The organism is Streptomyces sp. 4F14 (assembly GCF_048159485.1).
In the GTDB taxonomy this organism is placed as follows: Bacteria; Actinomycetota; Actinomycetes; order Streptomycetales; family Streptomycetaceae; genus Streptomyces.
Window position 1 is genome coordinate 192,309 of the sequence record NZ_JBLRVY010000007.1, and the last position, 21,395, is coordinate 213,703.

The window sequence follows — 21,395 nt, forward strand, 5'->3', positions numbered from 1 at the left end:
AACTCCTATGCCCCGAAGTACTTCTGAGCCGCCCGCACGCCCGCCACCAGCGCGTCGACCTCCGCCGCCGTGTTGTACACGTAGAAGCTCGCCCGGGTCGTCGCCGGGATCCCGTACCGCTTCACGATCGGCCGCGCGCAGTGGTGCCCGACCCGGACGGCGACCCCGCGCTCGTCGAGGATCTGCCCGACGTCGTGCGGGTGGACGCCCTCCACGGTGAAGGAGAGCGTCGCGCCCCGGTCGGCGAGGTCGGTCGGGCCGACGATCCGTACGCCGTCGACCTGCTGGAGTTCCTGGAGGGCGTACGCCGTCAACTGGTCCTCGTGCGCGGCGACTTCCCGCATGTCCAGGGTCGTGAGGTAGTCGATGGCCGCCGCGAGGGCGACCGCCTGGGACGTCATCGGGACGCCCGCCTCGAAGCGCTGCGGCGGCGGCAGGAACGTCGAGCGGTCCATCTCGACGATCTCGATCATCGAACCGCCGGTGAGGAACGGCGGGAGTTCCGCGAGGAGTTCGGCCCGCCCCCACAGGACGCCGATGCCGTTCGGGGCGAGCATCTTGTGGCCCGAGAAGGCGAGGAAGTCCGCGCCCAGCTCCCGTACGTCCACCGGGCGGTGGGGCACCGACTGGGCGCCGTCGACGACGACCACCGTGCCGAAGCGGTGCGCGCGGTCGGCGAGTTCACGGACCGGGTTGATCGTGCCGAGGACGTTCGACTGGTGGGTCAGCGCGAGGACCTTCGTGCGCTCGTCGAGGAGTTCGTCGACGCGGCTCAGGTCGAGGCGGCCGTCGTCCGTGAGGCCGAACCAGTCCAGCGTGGCGCCCGTCCGCTGGGCGAGCTGCTGCCAGGGGACCAGGTTCGCATGGTGCTCCATCTCCGTGACGACGATCCGGTCGCCGGGGCCGAGGCGGCCGGCGTTGCCGAGGGCGTACGCGACGAGGTTGATGCCCTCGGTGGTGTTCTTCGTGAACACGATCTCGTCGTCCTCGGCGCCGATGAAGGTCGCGACGGTGTGCCGCGCGTCCTCGTAACCCTCCGTCGCCTCCACCGAGAGCTGGTGCGCGCCGCGGTGCGGGGCGGCGTTGCGGGTGAGGTAGAACTCCCGCTCCGCGTCCAGGACCTGGAGCGGCTTCTGGGTGGTCGCGCCCGAGTCCAGGTAGACCAGCGGGGCGCCCGAGTCCAGTGTCCGGCGCAGGATCGGGAAGTCCTCGCGCACCACGTCCACGTCGAAGCTCACGGTCGGCCACCTCTCACGGTTTCGGAGTTCGTTCTCCGTGAGAGAGCGTACCTGACGGTTACCATGACAACCGTGGATCGCGAGGCCCCCGTGCATCTGTACCGGCTGCCTGCGCCAGGCGAGGACCGATACGTGTCGCTGGCGCTGGCCAACACCCGTTTCCCCCTCGGCGGCAGGGAGGTCGAACTCCTCGACGGCACCGATGCCGCCCGCCTGTGGCTGGTCCGGCGTGGACTGCTGCCCGACCGGGTGGAGCTGGACGCGGACCGGCTCCGCCGACTGCGCGAGCTGAGGGGCGCGCTCCAGGACCTCTTCGCCGCGTACACGGGACCCGGCGCCCCGCCCCGGGACAGCCTCGGCACCCTCAACTCCGCGCTCGCCGCCGCCCCGTCCACCCCACGGCTCGCCTGGGGCCCGCAGGGTCCGCACCGCGTCGCCGACCCCGACACCTCCGACCCCGCCGCCGCCCTCTTCTCCCTCCTCGCCGAGGACGCCGTGGACCTGCTGACCGGCGAGCCGGAACAGCTCACCCGGTGCGCGGCGGGAAAGTGCGAACGCTGGTTCCTGCGCTCCCACGGCGCCCGCCGCTGGTGCTCGACGACCTGCGGCAACCGGGTCAGGGCCGCACGCGCGTACGCGGCGAGGAAGGAACGCGGGGCGTGAAGGAGAGCGGGAGCCGAGGGGGCGCGGGGCCTGAAGGAGAGCGGGAGCCGAGGGGACGCGGGGCGTGAAGGAGAGCGGGAGCCGAGGGGACGCGGGGCCTGAAGGAGAGAGCGAGCCGAAGGGACGCGGAGTTCAAGCACTCCTGCGCCGGAACCACCCCCGCCGCCGCGCCTCCCCGAACCCCGGCAGCCCCTTGAACTCCTCGTCCAGCGTCACCGTGGGCGCCACCCGCCGCAGCGCCGCCCGTACCCGCGTCAGCGGATGGTCCGGGAAGCGCGCGTCCCACCGCTCCAAGTCGCCCACGTGGTAGGGGAGTCCGCCCCGAGCCCCGTACGGATGCGGCCGGAAGTACTCCTCGGGCCCCACCTCCGCGAGGATCAGCGCTTCCCGCATCCCGGTCACCGCCCCCTCGGCGGCCTGGACCTTGACCACGACGCTGCTCCGGTCCCTCGGCACGGTCCACGACGCCAGGAACGCCTGGCCGGGCCGTGACCCCAGCGGCATCTTCACGAGCTGCCACACCGCCGGCACCCCGTCGAGGGCCCCGAACTCGGCCTCGATCAGCCCGCCCCCGTGCTCGGCGACCCCCTGCGCGGCCCCGGCACGCAGACGTTCGGAGTCGTGCAGCGGGGCCGGCAGATCGGGGACGAGCGGGAAGAAGTGCACGGACAGCAGGAGCCCCGCCCCGTCCTGCCAGAGGCCGGGCCCGACCTCCTCGAAGCCGGTGAGGTCGAGCCCGGTGACCGGCGTGTCAGCTATGTTCACGCCGGTCATCCTCGCAGGTCGGACCGGGTCTACAGATACGGCCGGGTGAGCAGTTCGATCGCGTGGCCCGCCGGGTCCTTGAAGTACACGCCCCGGCCGCCGTGCCCGGTGTTCGTCTCACCGGGGCGCTGCATCTGCGGGTCGGCCCAGTGCGTGACGCCGGCCTCGCACAGGCGCTGATAGGCGCGGTCGAACAGCTCGTCGTCCACCAGGAACGCGTAGTGCTGCATCTGGATCTCGACCGGCGGCTCCGCGAACTGGAGCAGTGTGCCGTCGGCGAGCTGGATGTTGGTGAAGGGACCCCAGGACGGGGCAGCGCCGACTTCGAGAAGCTCCCGGAAGAACCGGGCGGACTCCTCGCGGTCCTTGGACGCGATGATCGTGTGGTTGAAAGAAGCGGGCATGTGGTGGTGAACCTCTTCACTCGGAACGGAAACCGCGGAACGCGTCGTCGTCTCCGAGCAGTCGGCGGGGCTCGACCCCGCCCGAGGATCAGTCGGCCACCGGGTAGCCGATCCGTGGGTGGCGCGTGCGCGCCGGTCCGGTGTTCACGGAGGCGACCCTAGCCAAGGGGAACAGCGGTCGACAAGCCGGTTAACCTTCCGGGGCGCGCACAACCCCCGGGCCGCCGCCGGGCTCTGAGCCTGCGTGGAACCCACCCTCCGGACCCGGCGCACCGCCGCGGGACTCGCCGCGCTCCTCACGCTCGCCGTGTTCTGCGCCGCCGACGCCATCGCCCGCAGCTACCCCTTCGGCCCGCGCACGCGCAGCGTCAACGACCTCGGCAACCAGTACCTGCCGTACCACGCGCACCTCTGGGACCTGCTGCACGGCCGCGCCGACGGCGGCCTCGTCATGAACTGGCAGTCCGGGTTCGGCGCGAGCTTCCTGCCCGACTTCGCGACGTACGTCAGCAGCCCCTTCGCGCTCCTCGTCGGCGTGTTCCCGCGCGACGAGATCGACCTCGCGGTGTACGTCATCACCGCGACGAAGACGGCGTGCGCGGCGGCGGCCATGACCTGGCTCCTGCTCACGCTGCGGCCGGGCCCACGCTGGGCCGCCGTACTCCTCGGCGTCTCGTACGCGCTGTGCGGCTGGAGCCTCGCCGACGCGTCGTACAACCTCATGTGGCTCGACGGGCTGGTCGCGCTGCCGGTGCTGTGCCTGGTGGGGGAGTGGCTGCTCGCCGGGCACCGGCGCGTCGTGGGCGTCCTGGTGGTGGCGCTCGCCTGGACCGCGAACTTCTACACGGCGTACATGGCGACCCTCGGCGCCGCCCTGGTCCTGGCCGTCCGGCTGGTCCTCCTCGCCCCGCCGCGCCGCGAGACCCTCGCCGTCCTGGGCCGCGCCGCCCTCACCACGGCCCTCGGCATCGGCCTCGCCGCGCCTCTGGTCACCGTCGTCTACTTCGGCAGCGAGCACGCCTCCCCGGGCCACTTCAGCGGCTTCGTCCCCTCCGGAACCGAAGACGTCCTGGCCCGCCTGCTGCCCACGACGTACGGCTTCGGCACACCGAGCCTGTACGTCGGCACGACCGCGCTGCTCCTCGCGCTCGCCCTGCCGTTCCACCGTGCGGTGCCGTCCCGGGTGCGGTGGGCCTGGTCCGGGCTGGCCGTCCTCATGTTCGCGTCGATGCAGTGGGAACCGACCCAGCTCGCCTGGCACGGCTTCACGACCCCCCAGGGCTCCGGGTACCGCGAGGCGTTCGTGCTGTGCGGGTTCCTGGTGCTGGCGGCCTGGTACGGGCTGTCGTACGGGGTGCCGGAGAGGCGGGCGCTGGGGATCGCGGGCGGGATCCTCGTGGTGATCGGGGCGGGGGCGAGCGGGAGCCACCTGGTCCGGCCGTTCGTGCTGCCGATCGCGGGGGTGGCGGCAGCGGGGGTGCTGGTGGGGTTGTGGCTGCTGGGGCGGGCGGAGCGAGGGGCGAGGGGAGAGCGGGAAGGGAGTGCGGTGGGTCATACAGAAGTAGAAGCCGATAGTCGTACCGACAACGCTGTCGCGCCCGCACCGAAGCCCCGCAAGAAGTTCCCCCGCCCCCTCCCCGCAACCCTCGCCGTCGCCCTCCTCCTCACCCTCCAGCTCGGTGAAGCCGCCGGTACCTCCGCCGTCACCACCCGGCTGCGCCTCGCCCACTTCGACAACTACGCCCCCTGGGGTGCCCGGCAGACCGCGCAGGCCGAGGCGGTCCGCTCGGCCGACGGCTGGCCCGCCTACCGTACCGACCCCGGCCGGGAACAGACCGTCGGGAACGACCCGATGATGGTCGGCGGCCAGGGCGCGCAGTACTACAGCAGCCACACCTCCGACGTCCTCTACCGCACGCTCACCGCGCTCGGCGACGGCTGGACCTCCGGCGGGCGCAGCCTCCAGAGCCTCGACAACGCCGTCACGGACACGGTCTTCTCGGTCGGCGCGCGCGTGCACTCCCCGCCGGACCCGCACCAGGACTGGTTCCCGCAGGACGGCACCGGCGAGACGGTGACCAGGCAGGACGTACCGCCGCTGGTGACGGTCCGGCCGAAGGTGAGCGAGCGCCCGGCCTTCGGTACGTCGCCCTACCGCAACCAGGAACTGCTGCTGGGGACACAGGTCTATACGGTCCCGAGGGCCACCCTGCGCGGTACGACCCTCACCGCGCGGTGCCCGGCGGGCAGCGAGGCGTACCTCTACGCACCCCGCTACGCGGGCACCGCCCGCCTGGAGGGCAGCGACCTCACCGGCCGCTCCCGCTCGGACCTGCGCAAGAAGATCGCGGCGATGGCGAGGCTCGGCCGGGTCCCGGCGTCGGGCGAGGTCCGCGTCACCCTGGCCCCGAAGAAGGCGAGCCGCATGCCGGGCGAGGGCTCGGTCGGCTGCCTCGACACGGGCAGGCTGCGCGCAGCGGCCGACCACCTCAAGGCGACCGGCGCGACGAAGGTGACCGTCGACGACGGCACGATCCGCGCCGAACTCCCCCAGGGCAGCAAGGGCATCGCGGTCGTCGCGGCACCGCGCATCGCGGGCTGGCGCTGCGCGGTCGGCGACGCCCCCGCCGTACCCGCGCAGGACTTCCACGGCCTGGTCGCCGCCCCGCTGGACCCCTCCTCGTCCACTCTGACCTGCACGTTCCACACGCCGGGCCTCCGGCTGGGGCTCGGCGTCGGGGCCCTCGCGCTGGCGGGGACGCTGCTGCTGGGGGCCTGGAGCGCGGCCGGCCGGCGACGGCGTACGCGGGCGCGCGCCGAGCCGGGCGAGGAGCTGGTCATGGTGTCCTGAGCGCTCCCGACGAGAGGTACGCCACGATTTCCCCGCCCCTGACCGGGGGAGTAGTTCCCCGGGCCGCCGCGCGTCGACGTATGCGATCGATTGCATAAACGTGCAGCGAGACGTATAGTCATGCCATTCAGGAGGAGGAGTCCATGGTGGTACGTGCGGCAGTCGCCGGAGCGAGCGGGTACGCGGGCGGAGAGGTGCTGCGCCTGCTCCTCGCGCACCCCGAGGTCGAGATCGGCACGCTGACCGGGAACTCCAACGCGGGCCAGCGCCTCGGCTCACTCCAGCCGCACCTGCTGCCGCTGGCCGACCGGATCCTCGCCGAGACCACGCCCGAGACCCTCGCCGGGCACGACGTCGTCTTCCTCGCGCTGCCGCACGGCCAGTCCGCCGCCGTCGCGCGGCAGCTCGGCCCGGACGTCCTCGTCGTCGACATGGGCGCCGACTTCCGCCTGAAGGACGCGGGCGACTGGGAGCGGTTCTACGGCTCCCCGCACGCCGGCACCTGGCCCTACGGCCTCCCCGAACTTCCGGGTGGCCGCGCCGCGCTGGAGGGGTCCAAGCGCATCGCGGTCCCCGGTTGCTACCCCACCGCCGTCTCCCTCGCCCTCTTCCCGGCGTACGCGGCCGGGATCGCCGAGAACCAGGCGATCATCGTCGCCGCCTCCGGCACCTCCGGCGCGGGCAAGGCCCCCAAGGCCAACCTGCTGGGCAGCGAGGTCATGGGCTCCATGTCCCCGTACGGCGTCGGCGGCGGCCACCGCCACACCCCCGAGATGATCCAGAACCTCAGCGCGGCGGCGGGCGAGCCGGTCACCGTCTCGTTCACGCCGACCCTCGCGCCCATGTCCCGGGGCATCCTCGCCACGTGCAGCGCCCAGGCCAGGCCCGGCGTCACCGCCGAGACGGTCCGCGCCGCCTACGAGAAGGCCCTCGCCGACGAGCCGTTCGTCCACCTCCTCCCCGAGGGGCAGTGGCCGGCGACGGCGTCCGTCCAGGGTTCCAACGCCGTGCAGATCCAAGTCGCCTACGACGAGGCCGTGGGCCGGATCATCGCGATCAGCGCCATCGACAACCTCACCAAGGGCACCGCCGGCGGTGCCGTACAGAGCATGAACATCGCCCTCGGTCTCCCCGAGGAGCTGGGTCTTTCCACGATCGGAGTCGCACCGTGAGCGTGACGGCAGCAAAGGGATTCACGGCGGCGGGCATCGCCGCCGGGATCAAGGAGAGCGGCAATCCGGACCTGGCCCTCGTGGTCAACACCGGGCCGCGACGCGCCGCCGCCGGTGTCTTCACCTCCAACCGCGTGAAGGCCGCGCCGGTGCTGTGGTCCCAGCAGGTGCTGACGAGCGGCGAGTTGACGGCCGTCGTCCTCAACTCCGGGGGCGCCAACGCCTGTACGGGCCCGAAGGGCTTCCAGGACACGCACGCGACCGCCGAGAAGGTCGCCGAGGTCCTGAACGTCGGCGCGGGCGAAGTGGCCGTCTGCTCCACTGGACTTATCGGCGTCCTGCTCCCGATGGACAAGCTGCTCCCGGGAGTCGAGGCAGCGGCTGCTCAACTGTCCGAGCACGGCGGCGAGAAGGCCGCCATCGCCATCAAGACCACCGACACCGTCCACAAGACGGCCGTCGTGACGAAGGACGGCTGGACCGTCGGCGGCATGGCCAAGGGCGCCGGGATGCTCGCGCCGGGCCTCGCCACCATGCTGGTCGTCGTCACCACCGACGCCGATGTCTCAAGCGACCTGCTGGACAAGGCACTTCGCGACGCGACTCGGACCACCTTCGACCGCGTCGACTCCGACGGCTGCATGTCGACCAACGACACCGTGCTGCTGCTCGCCTCCGGCGCCTCCGAAGTCACGCCGGAGTACGCCGAGTTCGCGGAAGCCGTCCGCCAGGTCTGCGACGACCTCGGGCAGCAGCTCATCAGGGACGCCGAGGGCGCCAGCAAGGACATCAAGATCGAGGTCATCAACGCGGCCACCGAGGACGACGCCGTCGAGGTCGGCCGGTCCATCGCCCGCAACAACCTCCTCAAGTGCGCCATCCACGGCGAGGACCCCAACTGGGGCCGCGTCCTGTCCGCCATCGGCACCACGCAAGCCGCCTTCGAGGCCGACGAGTTGAACGTCGCCATCAACGGCGTCTGGGTCTGCAAGAACGGCGGCGTCGGCGAGGACCGCGAGAAGGTCGACATGCGCTACCGCGAGGTCCACATCGTCGCCGACCTCGCCGCCGGCACCGAGACCGCGACCATCTGGACCAACGACCTCACCGCCGACTACGTCCACGAGAACAGCGCGTACTCCTCATGAGCGAGACACGCAAGCACAAGGCGCTGCCGAAAGCGCAGATCCTCATCGAGGCGCTGCCCTGGCTGACCCGGCACAACGGCAAGACCGTCGTCATCAAGTTCGGCGGAAACGCCATGGTCGACGAGGAGTTGAAGGCCGCGTTCGCCCAGGACGTCGTCTTCCTCCACCACGCCGGGCTCAGGCCGGTCGTCGTGCACGGCGGCGGTCCGCAGATCAACGCCGCCTTCGAGAAGCACGGCATCGTCAGCGAGTTCAAGGCCGGCCTGCGCGTCACCACCGAGGAGGCCATGGACGTCGTCCGGATGGTCCTCGCCGGGCAGGTCCAGCGCGAGCTGGTCGGCCTCCTCAACCAACACGGGCCCCTCGCCGTCGGGTTGACCGGCGAGGACGCCCACACCATCACCGCGACCAAGCACCGGCCGGAGATCGACGGCGAGCTGGTCGACATCGGACGCGTCGGCGAGATCACCGAGATCGACACCGGCGCCATCGAGGCGCTCCTCGCGGACGGCCGTATCCCGGTCGTCTCGTCGATCGCGCGCAGCCAGGACGACGGACATGTCTACAACGTCAATGCTGATACGGCTGCTGCGGCACTCGCTGCGGCACTGGGAGCCGAGACCCTCATGGTCCTCACGGACGTCGAGGGACTCTACGAGGACTGGCCGAACTCCGACGAGGTGATCAGCCGCCTCACCGCCTCCCAACTGGAGAAGCTGCTCCCGGAGTTGAGCGCCGGGATGGTCCCCAAGATGGAGGGCTGCCTGCACGCGGTGCGCGGCGGCGTCCAGACCGCGCGCGTCATCGACGGCCGCGTCCAGCACTCCATCCTGCTGGAGATCTTCACGAACGACGGCATCGGCACGATGGTCGTGCCCGACGAACAGGAGGGGGACTCGGAATGACCGGCAACCAGGAGCTGACCGCCCGCTGGCAGGGCGCGCTCATGAACAACTACGGCACCCCCCGGCTCCCGCTCGTGCGTGGCGCGGGCACCACGGTGTGGGACGCCGACGGCAACGAGTACCTCGACCTCGTCGGCGGTATCGCCGTCAACGCGCTCGGCCACGCCCACCCGGCGATCGTCGAGGCCGTCTCCGCCCAGATCGCGTCCCTCGGCCACGTCTCCAACCTCTTCGTCGCCGAGCCGCCCGTCGCCCTCGCCGAACGCCTCCTCGCCCGCTTCGGGCGCGACGGCAAGGTGTTCTTCTGCAACTCCGGCGCCGAGGCCAACGAGGGCGCGTTCAAGATCGGGCGCCTCACCGGCCGTACGCACATGGTCGCCACGATCGGCGGCTTCCACGGGCGGACCATGGGCGCCCTCGCGCTCACCGGACAGCCCGGCAAGCAGGACGGGTTCCACCCGCTGCCCGGCGACGTCACCCACGTCCCCTACGGCGACGCGCAGGCCCTCGCCGCCGCCGTCACCGATCAGACCGCGCTCGTCATCATCGAACCCGTGCAGGGCGAGAACGGTGTCGTCGTACCCCCCGCCGGATACCTCAAGGCCGCCCGCGCCATCACCGCCGCGACCGGCGCGCTGCTCGTCCTCGACGAGGTGCAGACCGGCATCGGGCGTACCGGGCACTGGTTCGAGTACCAGGCGCACGAAGGTGTGCTGCCTGACGTCGTCACGCTGGCCAAGGGGCTCGGCGGGGGGCTGCCGCTCGGCGCGACCGTCGCCTTCGGGCGGGCCGCGGACCTGCTGGGGCCCGGTCAGCACGGGACCACCTTCGGCAGCAACCCCGTCGCCTGCGCCGCCGGCATCGCCGTCCTCGACACCATCGAGAACGAAGGGCTGCTGGAGAACGTCAAGGCGCAGAGCGAGAAACTGCGCGACGGGATCGAAGGTCTCGGGCATCCGATGATCGATTATGTCCGGGGCGCGGGGCTTCTCCTCGGTATCGTGCTCACCGGGCCGTACGCCGCGCAGGTGCAGCAGGCGGCCCAGGAGGCCGGGATCCTGGTGAACGCGCCCGCCGCCGACGTCGTCCGGCTCATGCCGCCGCTCAATCTGAGCGACGACGAGGTGGCCGCGTTCCTCCGGGCGCTGCCCGGCATCCTCGATGCCGTGAACGGGGACTGAGCCGGAGTGAGACGACGATGAGTGATGCTGCCGCTGGGCCGGCCGTTCCCCAGACGCGCACCGCGCGTCATCGGAGGATCGTGGACATTCTGAACCGGGAACCGGTTCGGTCGCAGAGCCAACTGGCGAAGCTGCTGTCCGACGACGGGCTGAGTGTCACGCAGGCGACGCTGTCGCGTGACCTCGACGAGCTGAACGCCGTCAAGATCCGCAACACCGACGGGGACCTGATCTACGCCGTGCCCAGCGAGGGGGGGTTCCGTACGCCTCGCGCTCCCCTCGGGGAGTCCGCTAAAGAGGAGCGGATGCGGCGGTTGTCGTCCGAGTTGCTGATCTCTGCGGAGGCTTCGGCGAACCTGGTCGTGCTGCGTACGCCGCCGGGGGCCGCTCAGTTCTTGGCCTCCGCCATCGATCAGGCCGAGCTGCACGACATTCTGGGGACCATTGCCGGGGATGACACGTTGCTGTTGATCAGTCGGGAGCCCAGTGGGGGGCAGGCGCTCGCGGATCATCTGTTGCGGTTGGCTCAGAACGGCAACTGAAGAGGGGGGAACTGCTGGCGGCCGACTGCGGGTTGTGTGTGACTGGTCGCGCCCGCGCGGCGGTAGCCGCGAATTGATACAGCCCCGCGCCCCTGAAAACGTCAGCGCCCCCTTGGTTGAACAGTCAGCCCAGTCTTGCTGCCAGGCCGCCTGTGCATCTGACCTCGTCTCCCGCCGTGATCAGTAAAGCCTCCACGTCCGGCAGGTCCTCCAGCCACTCCAGCGCCTCCCTCGAACCCATCGCGAATGCTGCCGTTGCCCAGCAGTCCGCCCAGGTGAGGGTGGGGGCCACAACTGTTACCGCTACTAGGTCAGTTACTGCCGAGTGGCCTGTCCTCGGGTCGACTATGTGTGCGCCCCGTTCAGCTGTGCCCGATGTCGCCACCGCCAACTCCGGGGCTCCCGCCGCCGATACCACCGCCGCCAGACCCCCCGGCCGCAGCGGGTCCGACACCCCTACCCGCCACGGGCGTTCAGTGCCCGGTACCCCCAACAGCTGTACGTCTCCGCCCCCGTTGACGCTCACGCCCGTCGCTCCCGCCTCCGCGAGCATGCGGGCCGCGCGTTCCGTGGACCAGCCCTTCACGATCCCCGTGGGGTCCAGGCGGCCCTCGTAGCGCATGCTGAACCACCCCCCGCTCAACTGCTCGGCCTTTGTGCCCAGTTCGAGGATCTCGGTGACCTCGGGGGAGCAGTCGGACGTGCTGAGTTCGCCCCGCGCCATCCGGGAGATCTCGCTGTCCTCGCGGTAGGTGCTGAAGATCTCGTCGACGCGGTGGAGAGAGGCCACCGCGTCTTCGAGTGCCGCGCTGATCCGGGCGGGGTCCCCGCCGCGGACGTCGAAGGAGAAGACAGTCCCCATGACTTCTTCCACATGACGTACCGCGGCGGGAGCTTCGGGGGTCACCGGGTCAGACTCCGGCCTGGTCCAGGGCGGACTGGAGGGACTTCTTGTAGCCCTCGGAGGTGGAGGTCGCCCCGGACACCGTGTCGATGTCGGCGCTCTGCTTGGTGAGGACCTCGGAGTTGAGCTTGGGTACGGACTGCTCGGTCTTCTGGGTGCTCGTGCCGCCCGAGGGCGCCTTGACGGCCTCGGCCTTGGTGACCTTGCCCCCGGCGACGGTGATGCGGACCTGGACGTCGCCGTACTGTGTCTGCGCGACCTCGCCCGTGAAGGAGCCGGACGCCTGCGCCTGACCGCCGCCCGAACCCTGGTTCTGCCCCTGGTTCTGCTGCGAACCACCTTGCGCGGAACCGGCGTTGGCCTTGTCGATGGCCGACTGGAGGGACTTCTTGTACCCCTCGGACGTGGAGGTCGCCCCCGACACCGTGTCGACGGCGGCCGACTGCTTGGCGACGACCTCGGAGTTCAGCTTGGGGACGGACTGCTCGGTCTTCTGGGTGCTGGTCCCGCCCGAAGGCGCCTTGACCGCCTCGGACTTGGTGATCTTCCCGCCGGCGACGGTGATACGGACCTGGACGTCCCCGTACTGTGTCTGCGCCACGTCACCGGTGAAGGTCCCGGACGCCTGCGCCTGACCGCCGCCGTTCCCGGAACCGCCCTGCGCGCCACCGGAGTTGGCCTTGTCGATGGCCGACTGCAACGACTTCTTGTAGCCCTCGGACGTGTACGTCGCCCCCGACACCGTGTCGATGTCCGGCGACTGCTTGGCGACGACGTCCGCGTTGAGCTTGGGCACCGCGTCCGCGGTCTTCTGCGTGCTCTGGCCCCCGGACGGCGCCTGGACGGCCTCCGCCTTGGTGATCCGGTTGTTGTCGATGGTGAGCTTGACCTGGACGTTGCCGTACTGCGTCTGGACGGCGTCCCCGGTGACCGTGCCCGTGACCGGCGCACCGGCGCCGCCCTGGGCCGCCTCCTGCGCCGCCGCGCCACTGCCGGACGCCTGCGTGGACGAACCGGGGTCGGAGGACGGCTTCAGCGTCAGCAGCAGCACGATCCCGGACACGGTGGCTGCGCTGGCCAGCACGACGCGCCGCAGCGGGTGGCTCTTCCTCATCTGTTTCTGGGCTCCTGATATCCGTGGAAGGAGAGGTCTGGGGGCGCCTGGGGAGCGCCGGCGCTACATCTCGAACGACTCGTGGTGGATACGGCGGGCCGGGACCCCGGCGCCGCGCAGCGACTCGTACACCGACTGCGCGAACCCGCCAGGACCGCACATGAAGACGTCGTGTTCGGCGATGTCCGGGATCTTCCGCTCCAGGGACTCCGCGGAGATGTCGGGACGCTCGCCGTCGGGGCTGTTCACGGCGTACATGAGCCGCGCGCCGCGCTCGTCGGCGATCTTCGCGAGCTCGTCCCACAGGGCGAGGTCCTGGGTGCTGTTGGCGCGGTAGAGGAGGGTCAGGTCACCGGGGGCGCCGGGCAGCGTCTCGAACAGGGCGCGCATCGGCGTGATGCCGACCCCGCCGGCCACCAGCAGGACCTTGCCCCGGCTGCGGCGCGACGCGGTCATCGCGCCGTACGGGCCCTCGGCCCACACCTTCGTGCCGGGGGCCAGGCCGCGCAGGGCCGCGCTGTGGTCGCCGTTCGCCTTCACCGTGATCCGCAGCATGCCGGGGCGCGGCGCGGCGGACAGGGAGTACGGGTGCGAGCTGAACCGCATGCCGGGCGCGAGGAACCGCCAGCGGAAGAACTGGCCCGCCTCCGCGCCCATCCGGTGCAGCTTGCGCCCGCCGATCAGCACCGACACGACGCCGGGTGCCTCCTCGACGACCGCCTCGACGTACATGCGGTGGCGCAGGTTCAGGCGGATCGGCGTCAGCACCCGGTACCAGACCACCAGCGCGGTGACCGTGCCGTACAGGCCGTACCAGACCGTCTTCGCCGTCGAGTTGACGACGAACTCGTTGCCGGTGGTCAGCTGGTGCCAGAACGTCAGGAACACGGCCGCGTACGTCATCAGGTGGATGTGGTACCAGGTGTCGTACGGCATCCGCTTGCGGACGCCGCCCACCGAGGCCACGCCGATCAGCACCAGCAGGCCCGTGCCGATCGCCGCCTTGCCCATGTCCGGCAGCTGGTTGACCAGGTCGATGGTCTGCTGCACGAAGTCGCCGAGCGTCTTGCCCGCCTGGAGCGCGTAGCCCCACACGATCAGGAACACGTGCGCGAACGTCAGACACAGCGTGTACCGGCCGCTCATCGCGTGCCATCGCGCGACCCGGTCGGAGCCGACCCAGCGCTCCAGCACGGGCACCCGGGCCATCTGCAACACCACGAGCGCCATCAGATATCCCGCCAACAGGCCGGTGATACGGCCCGCGTTGAGAATCATGCTGTCGGTGTTCGCGACGTTCGGCGTGTTGTCCCACCACAGCCACAGCACACCCACCGCACCCGCCCACACGGCGAGCAGCAGCGGGACTGCCGGGGATCGGCGCGGGCGGATGCGGCGCATCGTCTGGCGGCGGGCGGCACGTCCGCCTGCGATCGTGGTGGTCACGGTTCCTCCGTGGGACTTGACCCTTGGCCCACAGATACGCGGCGGAGGCGGAGAGTGTTCAGCCGGTGGCGGATATCGGCTCCGAGATTTCTACGCAATCCTTCTGTACGGGTGGTGTTACGGGGGGGGGGGGGGGGCAGCTCGCGACCGGTGCCACCGAGGTCACCTGTGCTGCCGGCAGGAGCGTCTTCCGGCTCTTGTGCGTCTTGATACGTACGCCGCCTGGGCCCGCGCCCAGCATCTCGCCGCACCGCTCGCCGGTCGTCGTCGTGACCCGGATCAGGTGGGTGGGGGCGGGGTCCGTCTCCGTCGTCGTCCATACGACGATCACTGCGGCTGACGCCAGGGTGATTCCGGCCAGACAGCAAAGGGTCGCGTAACGGAGATATCGGGTGACTCGCTTGATCTCCGCGAGGATCGAGCCGGTGAGGAGCAGGCCGAACGCCGTGGCTGTCAGGGTGCCGGCCGTGTAGCGGGACCAGTCCGGGGTCTTGGAGGTCGTCCCTGCCTTTGAGGGTGACGAGGATCGCGAGGAGTGCGGTGAGGCCGGTCAGCCCTGCCCGCCAGCCCTCCGCCTGGCGACGGAGCTGCTGAAGAGGCCCTTCGTGCCGGAGCCGGGGATGCCGTAGGTGTACTGGGAGGTGGTGGGGCCTTGGCAGCGGGGACAGATGCCTCGCAGGGTGAGGGTTTCGGCGTAGGTCGCGAGAGCCTGAGGGATGTCCGAGTAGGTGACCAGGGCGCACAACATGGGCCCGTTGGTGCGGAATCCCCTTAGGCGATCGGGTAGTTGAGGCAGCTCGAACCCGAGACAGTCGGCGCCCCGACCCGCACACCGTGCCCGCTGAAGTACACCAACAGCGTCCCGCCCGCCGGGACTTGACGAGCCGTCTGATCCGACTGCGCCCGGCGTCGGGCAGCACCTCGACCGCGTACCCCGAAGCCCGCAACGTCGCGTCCAGCAGCCGCAGATCAGCACTGACCGCGTCCTCCAGCGGCTCCGGCACCCCGATGAGCAGAGCCCTGCGCGCCTGTGCCATGTCCCCGTCCCCTCCCCGGACAGAGGAACATGACGGCACCGAGCGAGGCGCTGTTACGCGAACACCGCAGCCCTGAACACCGCAGCCCCGACAACAAAGGCCGCAGCCCCGACAACAAAGGCCGCAGCCCGAAAGGCTGCGGCCTCGAACACCGCAGTGGCCACCCCGGCCGGCGTTTCCGCGGGGCGGCCACTGCGTCCTGTCACGTCACTGGTTGACCGTGCAGGGCGCGAGCGCGTCCAGTCCGACCGGCTTCTCGGCCGTACGCCCGATCGCGGTGGCGATGCGGTTGATCGTGGCGACGCGCTTGTCCTCCAGCGGGCCGACGATCGCGTTCTGGACGAAGTTGGGCCCACCCTGCCCGACCGTGTTCACGATCCGCGTGTTGGCCTCGTCGATCTGGGTCTGGAGGAGCGCGAGGTTGCGCGTGACCTCGGCCTGCGCGGACGCGGGGATCGCGGGGAGCTGCGAGGCGACGTCGGGGCAGGAGATCGCCCCGGCACCGGCGGCGTTGCCCGCGCCCTCATTGCCCGCACCCTCGTTGCCGGCATTGTTCTCGTTACCGGCGTTCCCGTTGCCCATGTTGTTCTCGCCGCCGTTCCCGGCAGCCTCACCGGCACCGTTCTCGGCGCCGTTGCCCGCGGCCTCGCCCGCGCCCTCACCGGCGTTCCCGGCCCCGTTGCCCGCCGCCTCACCACCGGCGTTACCGCCACCCGCGTTGAGCGCACACGGCGCCAGCGCGTCCAGCCCCACCGGCTTCTCGGCCGTACGCCCGATCGCGGTGGCCATCCGGTTGATGGTCGCGACGCGCTTGTCCTCCAGGGGGCCGAGGATCGCGTTCTGGACGAAGTTGGCGCCGCCCTGCCCGACGGTGCTGACGAGCCGCTGGTTGGCCTCGTTGATCTGCGTCTGGAGCAGCGCGAGGTTGCGGTCGATCTCGGCCTGCGCGCTCGCGGGGACCGCGGGGAGCTGCGAGGCGACGTCGGGGCAGGTGATCGTGCCCGGGCTCGCGGCGAGGGTCTTGGCGTTCGTCGCGTTGCTGTTGTTCGAGTCCTGCCCGGCGAGGGCCGTACCGGCGATGACGGCACCGGACAGCACGACCGCGGCGGCGCCGCCGATGAGGCCGACGCGACGCTTGTTGTACTTGGGGAGAGCCCTGGACATGGAGATGCCTCACTTGGGTCAGGAAGTGGGTGTTCAACGCGGCGCCTGCGTTCGTCGGGAAGTACGAGCAAGCGGTTGCCGTTGTTCAACGTCTCCTAAAACGCGGCTCAAGGGATCTTCACAGCCGGGTCGGCGAAGTGAACGCCGTGAGTCCTCCCCGCACCCCGTCCCGGACCCCAGATTGACGAACCATGCAGAGTTCTGCATACTCATGCATGTCAGCGAATGCACTGTGAGGAGAAACCCGTGACCGAGCGCGTCGTACTCGCCTACTCAGGCGGATTGGACACCTCCGTCGCCATCGGCTGGATCGCCGAGGAGACGGGCGCCGAGGTCATCGCCGTCGCGGTCGACGTCGGCCAGGGCGGCGAGGACCTGGACGTCATCCGCAAGCGCGCCCTCGCGTGCGGCGCCGTCGAGGCCGAAGTGGCCGACGCGAAGGACGAGTTCGCCGAGGAGTACTGCCTCCCCGCGATCAAGGCCAACGCCCTCTACATGGACCGCTACCCGCTGGTCTCCGCGCTCTCCCGGCCGACGATCGTCAAGCACCTCGTCGCCGCCGCCCAGAAGCACGGCGCCACGACCGTCGCCCACGGCTGCACCGGCAAGGGCAACGACCAGGTCCGCTTCGAGGCCGGCATCGTCGCCCTCGCCCCCGACCTCAAGTGCATCGCCCCGGTCCGCGACTACGCGATGACCCGTGACAAGGCCATCGCGTTCTGCGAGGAGAAGAACCTCCCGATCGCGACCACCAAGAAGTCCCCCTACTCCATCGACCAGAACGTCTTCGGGCGCGCGGTCGAGACGGGCTTCCTGGAGGACATCTGGAACGCCCCGATCGAGGACATCTACGAGTACACCCAGAACCCGGCCGTCGCCCGCGACGCCGACGAGGTGATCATCTCGTTCAAGGCGGGCGTCCCGGTCGCCATCGACGGCAAGCCCGTCACCGTCCTCCAGGCCATCCAGCAGCTCAACGAGCGCGCCGGCGCCCAGGGCATCGGCCGGATCGACATGGTCGAGGACCGTCTCGTCGGCATCAAGTCCCGCGAGGTGTACGAGGCCCCGGGCGCGATCGCCCTCATCACGGCCCACCAGGAGCTGGAGAACGTCACCGTCGAGCGCGAACTCGCCCGCTACAAGCGGCAGGTCGAGCAGCGCTGGGGCGAACTGGTCTACGACGGCCAGTGGTTCTCCCCGCTCAAGCGCGCCCTCGACGGCTTCATCGACGAGGCCAGCCAGCACGTCAACGGCGACATCCGGATGACCCTCCACGGCGGCCGCGCGGTCGTCACGGGCCGGCGCTCCGACACCTCGCTCTACGACTTCAACCTGGCGACGTACGACACCGGCGACTCGTTCGACCAGGCCGCCGCGAAGGGCTTCATCGACATCTACAGCCTGTCGTCGAAGATCGCGGCCAAGCGCGACCTCGCGTAACCGATAGCGTGACAGCGACCGCCTCCCCGACCGGTGTCCGGTGGGGGAGGCGGTCGTACATCCGGACTTCTGAGGAGCAAGTGCAGTGAGCAGCAACAGCGGTGACGTACGGCTCTGGGGCGGCCGTTTCGCGGACGGCCCCGCCGAGGCCCTGGCGAAGCTGTCCGCGTCGGTCCACTTCGACTGGCGTCTGGCGCCCTACGACATCGCCGGCTCCCGCGCCCACGCGCGCGTCCTGCACAAGGCGGGCCTCCTCACGGCGGACGAACTCACGCGCATGATCGCCGGGTTGGACCAGCTGGAGGCCGACGTGGCGTCCGGTGAGTTCGTCGGCACCATCGCCGACGAGGACGTCCACACCGCCCTGGAGCGCGGCCTGTTGGAGCGGCTCGGCCCCGACCTCGGCGGCAAGCTCCGCGCGGGCCGCTCCCGCAACGACCAGGTCGCGACCCTCTTCCGCATGTACCTCCGCGACCACGCCCGCATCCTCGGCGGCCTCATCGCCGACCTCCAGGACGCGCTGATCGGCCTCGCGGAGGCCCACCCGGACGTCGCGATGCCCGGCCGTACGCACCTCCAGCACGCCCAACCCGTCCTGTTCGCCCACCACTTGCTGGCCCACGTCCAGCCCCTGACCCGCGACGCGGAACGCCTCCGCCAGTGGGATGCCCGTACGGCCGTCTCCCCGTACGGCTCCGGCGCGCTCGCCGGCAGCAGCCTCGGCCTCGACCCCGAGGCGGTCGCCGCCGACCTGGGCTTCGAGCACGGCAGCGCCGGCAACTCCATCGACGGCACGGCGTCCCGCGACTTCGTCGCCGAGTTCGCCTTCATCACCGCGATGATCGGCGTCAACCTCTCCCGCATCGCCGAGGAGATCATCATCTGGAACACGAAGGAGTTCTCCTTCGTCACCCTCCACGACGCGTTCTCCACAGGCTCGTCGATCATGCCGCAGAAGAAGAACCCCGACATCGCGGAGTTGGCACGAGGCAAGTCGGGCCGCCTGATCGGCAACCTGACGGGCCTCCTGGCCACCCTGAAGGCCCTCCCGTTGGCCTACAACCGCGACCTCCAGGAAGACAAGGAACCGGTCTTCGACTCCTGCGACCAACTGGAGATCCTCCTCCCCGCATTCACAGGCATGATCGCCACCCTCACCATCCACCGCGACCGCATGGAGGCCCTGGCCCCCGCAGGCTTCTCCTTGGCCACGGACATCGCCGAGTGGCTGGTCAAACAGGGCGTCCCCTTCCGCGTGGCCCACGAGGTAGCGGGCGAATGCGTCAAGGTGGCCGAGTCCCAGTCGAAGGAACTCGACGACCTCACGGACGAAGAATTCACCAAGATCTCCCCCCACCTCACTCCCGAGGTCCGCACGGTCCTCAACGTCCCCGGCGCCCTCTCCTCCCGCAACGGCCGAGGCGGCACGGCCCCCAGCGCGGTGGCGATCCAGCTGGCGGAACTGAAGACGGACGTGGCGGAACAGCACACCTGGGCCGACGCCAAGAAGCAGTAGCCGCATCACATGAACCCCCGCCTCCCCGGGCAGACAGGGAGGCGGGGGGATTCATGGACACCAGCACACCCGGCACGCGCGGCCTGCTCCGCAGATTCCGCGTCGCCCTGGCTCTCTGCGTCCTGCTCGCCGGCCTCTCCCTCGCCCTGCTCTCCAACGGTCGCGACGGCTTCGGCTGGTCCGTCCTCAACGAACTCGCCCTCTTCGCGGCGGCGGGCGTGGCCGTTCCCTTCTACTACGAGCTGTTCCTCAGGGACGCCGAACGCGAGGGATTCCTCCGGGAGTTGACAGCAGCCCTGGACGCCCGGGGCGGCACCGGCGGCCTGCGCGTCCACGCCCACGGCCGTCCGGCGCCCGCCGAGAAGACCGCGTTCATCGCCGAGGCCCGCACCGAGATCATCGAAGTGGGCGTCACCCTCCGCAGCCTCACTGGCTACTTCGTCTCCCGCCCCGAACGCGACTTCACCGACCCCGTACGCCAGTTGCTACGCCGAGGCGTGCACATCACCTACCTCATCGCCGACCCCGACTCCCCGCTGCTCACCGCATACGCGGACAGCCTCGGCGACCCCGCTCTCCCCGCCCGCGCGGCCGAGGCGGCACGTCAACTCTCCCGGGTCGCGGCGGACTTCGCGGCGGAGGGGCACCTGGGACGGATGACGGTCCGGCACACCCGGCAGTTGCCCACGGGATACCTCGCGCTGGTCGACCCCGACGGCACGACGGGCCGCTGCCGTACCTCGCCCTACCTCCCGGGCGTCCGCCGAGCCGACTCCCCGGTTCTGGACATCACCCGGGCCGCCCACCCGGAGGTTTTCGCGCGGTACGTGGCGTACGCCCGCAAGGCCCTGGACGACAGCCGGGAGGTCGCTTCGTAACGGCCCGGGTTACGTTGGCGGGGTAAGCGACCCCCTGCGAACAGGACCCCTGATGCGTCTCACCGCCCTCCCCACCCCCCGCCTGGGCCTCGGCCTGGCCGCAGTGGGCCGCCCCGGTTACATCAACCTCGGCCGGGACCGCGACCTGGGAGAGGACCGGAGCGTGGACGCCCTGCGCACCCGCACCCACGAACTCCTCACCGCAGCGCACACAGCGGGCATCCGCTACCTGGACGCGGCCCGCTCGTACGGCAGGTCGGAGGAGTTCCTCGCGGACTGGCTGCGAAGGAACCCGGCGATCGACGACGTGGCGGTAGGCAGCAAGTGGGGCTACACCTACACCGCCGCCTGGACGACGAACGCCGAGAAGCACGAGGTCAAGGACCACACCCTCCCGACGTACGACCGCCAGCGCGCGGAGACGGCGGCCCTGCTCGGCGACCGTCTGGACCTCTACCAGATCCACTCGGTCACCCCGGACAGCCCGGCGCTGACGGACAAGGCCCTGCACGCGAGGCTCGCGGAGTCCGGCACCCCCGTCGGCTTCTCGACGAGCGGCCCCGCCCAGGCGGACGCGATCAGGGCGGCCCTGGCCATCACGGTCGACGGAAACCCCCTGTTCAGCACGGTCCAGTCGACGTACAACGCCCTGGAGACCTCGGCGGCCCCGGCCCTCGCGGAGGCGCACGCCGCCGGCCTGACGGTGATCGTGAAGGAGGGCATGGCGAACGGCCGCCTCGCGGGCGACACGGCCCCACCGGCCGTACGGAAGATCGCCGAGGAGACCGGCACGGGCCCGGACGCGGTCGCCCTGGCCTGGATCCTCGCCCAGCCCTGGACCGGCTTCGCCCTCTCGGGCGCGGCGACGACCGCCCAGCTCACGGCCAACCTGAAGGCCGAGACGATCACCCTGGACGAGGATCGGAAGGCGACCCTGGCGACCCTCGCGGAGACCCCGGCGACGTACTGGGCGACCCGCAGCGCCCTGCCCTGGCACTAGCACCCACACTCTCCCCGAGCAGGGAGT

At 70.7% G+C, this 21,395-nt stretch carries 19 protein-coding genes; 11 read left to right on the plus strand and 8 right to left on the minus strand.

All coding sequences use genetic code 11. The features are described 5' to 3' along the window. Positions 1-5: 5 nt before the first annotated feature. Positions 6-1,238: a cysteine desulfurase gene (locus ACLZOT_RS14225; protein WP_416969230.1), complete on the minus strand. Its 1,233-nt coding sequence runs from the start codon at positions 1,236-1,238 to the stop codon at positions 6-8. A gap of 63 nt (positions 1,239-1,301) precedes the next feature. Between ACLZOT_RS14225 and ACLZOT_RS14230 the strand changes: the two genes are divergently transcribed. Further along, positions 1,302-1,901, plus strand: coding sequence for a CGNR zinc finger domain-containing protein (locus ACLZOT_RS14230; RefSeq protein ID WP_416969231.1), 600 nt, complete (start codon positions 1,302-1,304; stop codon positions 1,899-1,901). A 132-nt stretch (positions 1,902-2,033) separates the two neighbouring features. Here the strand turns inward: ACLZOT_RS14230 and ACLZOT_RS14235 are convergent, their stop codons facing one another. Together ACLZOT_RS14235 and ACLZOT_RS14240 are read right to left on the minus strand one after the other, a co-directional pair. Further along, on the minus strand, positions 2,034-2,666 hold the full coding sequence (locus tag ACLZOT_RS14235; RefSeq protein WP_416969232.1) for a hypothetical protein: 633 nt from the start codon (positions 2,664-2,666) through the stop codon (positions 2,034-2,036). 29 nt (positions 2,667-2,695) lie between these two features. Continuing rightward, positions 2,696-3,070, minus strand: coding sequence for a VOC family protein (locus tag ACLZOT_RS14240; protein WP_416969233.1), 375 nt, complete (start codon positions 3,068-3,070; stop codon positions 2,696-2,698). 244 nt (positions 3,071-3,314) lie between these two features. Between ACLZOT_RS14240 and ACLZOT_RS14245 the strand changes: the two genes are divergently transcribed. The 6 genes from ACLZOT_RS14245 (at position 3,315) to ACLZOT_RS14270 (ending at position 10,869) form a co-directional block, all read left to right on the plus strand. Further along, a complete protein-coding gene (locus ACLZOT_RS14245) occupies positions 3,315-5,921 on the plus strand; it encodes a YfhO family protein (protein ID WP_416969234.1) in 2,607 nt (868 codons plus the stop codon). A 143-nt stretch (positions 5,922-6,064) separates the two neighbouring features. Then, the gene (argC, locus tag ACLZOT_RS14250; RefSeq protein WP_416969235.1) at positions 6,065-7,093 is read left to right on the plus strand and encodes an N-acetyl-gamma-glutamyl-phosphate reductase; all 1,029 of its coding nucleotides are present in this window, start codon (positions 6,065-6,067) and stop codon (positions 7,091-7,093) included. Next, on the plus strand, positions 7,090-8,241 hold the full coding sequence (gene argJ, locus ACLZOT_RS14255; RefSeq protein WP_416969236.1) for a bifunctional glutamate N-acetyltransferase/amino-acid acetyltransferase ArgJ: 1,152 nt from the start codon (positions 7,090-7,092) through the stop codon (positions 8,239-8,241). The genes argC and argJ overlap by 4 nt, the downstream gene beginning before the upstream one ends. Continuing rightward, positions 8,238-9,146: an acetylglutamate kinase gene (argB, locus tag ACLZOT_RS14260; protein ID WP_416969237.1), complete on the plus strand. Its 909-nt coding sequence runs from the start codon at positions 8,238-8,240 to the stop codon at positions 9,144-9,146. The genes argJ and argB overlap by 4 nt, the downstream gene beginning before the upstream one ends. Then, positions 9,143-10,327 (plus strand): acetylornithine transaminase, encoded by a 1,185-nt coding sequence (locus ACLZOT_RS14265; RefSeq protein ID WP_416969238.1) that lies wholly within the window; start codon positions 9,143-9,145, stop codon positions 10,325-10,327. Before argB ends, ACLZOT_RS14265 begins: the two co-directional genes overlap by 4 nt. 17 nt (positions 10,328-10,344) lie before the next feature. After that, positions 10,345-10,869, plus strand: a complete 525-nt coding sequence (locus ACLZOT_RS14270; protein WP_010350234.1) for an arginine repressor — start codon at positions 10,345-10,347, stop codon at positions 10,867-10,869. Between the two features lie 124 nt (positions 10,870-10,993). Here ACLZOT_RS14270 and ACLZOT_RS14275 read toward each other — a convergent pair whose 3' ends face one another. From ACLZOT_RS14275 to ACLZOT_RS14295, 5 genes are all read right to left on the minus strand, one after another. Further along, on the minus strand, positions 10,994-11,731 hold the full coding sequence (locus tag ACLZOT_RS14275) for an FAD:protein FMN transferase (RefSeq protein WP_416969239.1): 738 nt from the start codon (positions 11,729-11,731) through the stop codon (positions 10,994-10,996). Between the two features lie 49 nt (positions 11,732-11,780). Then, entirely contained in the window at positions 11,781-12,887 is a 1,107-nt protein-coding gene (locus tag ACLZOT_RS14280; protein WP_416969240.1) for an FMN-binding protein, read from the minus strand. A 63-nt stretch (positions 12,888-12,950) separates the two neighbouring features. After that, positions 12,951-14,333 (minus strand): ferric reductase-like transmembrane domain-containing protein, encoded by a 1,383-nt coding sequence (locus ACLZOT_RS14285; RefSeq protein ID WP_416969241.1) that lies wholly within the window; start codon positions 14,331-14,333, stop codon positions 12,951-12,953. A 550-nt stretch (positions 14,334-14,883) separates the two neighbouring features. Beyond that, positions 14,884-15,081, minus strand: coding sequence for a hypothetical protein (locus ACLZOT_RS14290; protein WP_416969242.1), 198 nt, complete (start codon positions 15,079-15,081; stop codon positions 14,884-14,886). A 496-nt stretch (positions 15,082-15,577) separates the two neighbouring features. Next, positions 15,578-16,534, minus strand: coding sequence for a hypothetical protein (locus ACLZOT_RS14295; protein ID WP_416969243.1), 957 nt, complete (start codon positions 16,532-16,534; stop codon positions 15,578-15,580). Positions 16,535-16,780: 246 nt separating this feature from the next. On the opposite strand from ACLZOT_RS14295, the gene ACLZOT_RS14300 reads away from it, so the two are divergent. The 4 genes from ACLZOT_RS14300 to ACLZOT_RS14315 all read left to right on the plus strand — a co-directional run bounded on the left by ACLZOT_RS14300 (position 16,781) and on the right by ACLZOT_RS14315 (position 21,368). Next, on the plus strand, positions 16,781-17,974 hold the full coding sequence (locus tag ACLZOT_RS14300) for an argininosuccinate synthase (protein ID WP_319725954.1): 1,194 nt from the start codon (positions 16,781-16,783) through the stop codon (positions 17,972-17,974). An 85-nt stretch (positions 17,975-18,059) separates the two neighbouring features. After that, positions 18,060-19,490 carry an argininosuccinate lyase gene (gene argH / locus ACLZOT_RS14305; protein WP_416969244.1) on the plus strand — a complete coding sequence of 477 codons (1,431 nt, stop codon included), beginning with the start codon at positions 18,060-18,062 and terminating at the stop codon, positions 19,488-19,490. Between the two features lie 53 nt (positions 19,491-19,543). Further along, positions 19,544-20,368, plus strand: coding sequence for a hypothetical protein (locus tag ACLZOT_RS14310; protein ID WP_416969245.1), 825 nt, complete (start codon positions 19,544-19,546; stop codon positions 20,366-20,368). Between the two features lie 52 nt (positions 20,369-20,420). After that, complete coding sequence (locus tag ACLZOT_RS14315) at positions 20,421-21,368, plus strand: aldo/keto reductase (protein ID WP_416969246.1); 948 nt, start codon at positions 20,421-20,423, stop codon at positions 21,366-21,368. Positions 21,369-21,395 lie beyond the last annotated feature (27 nt).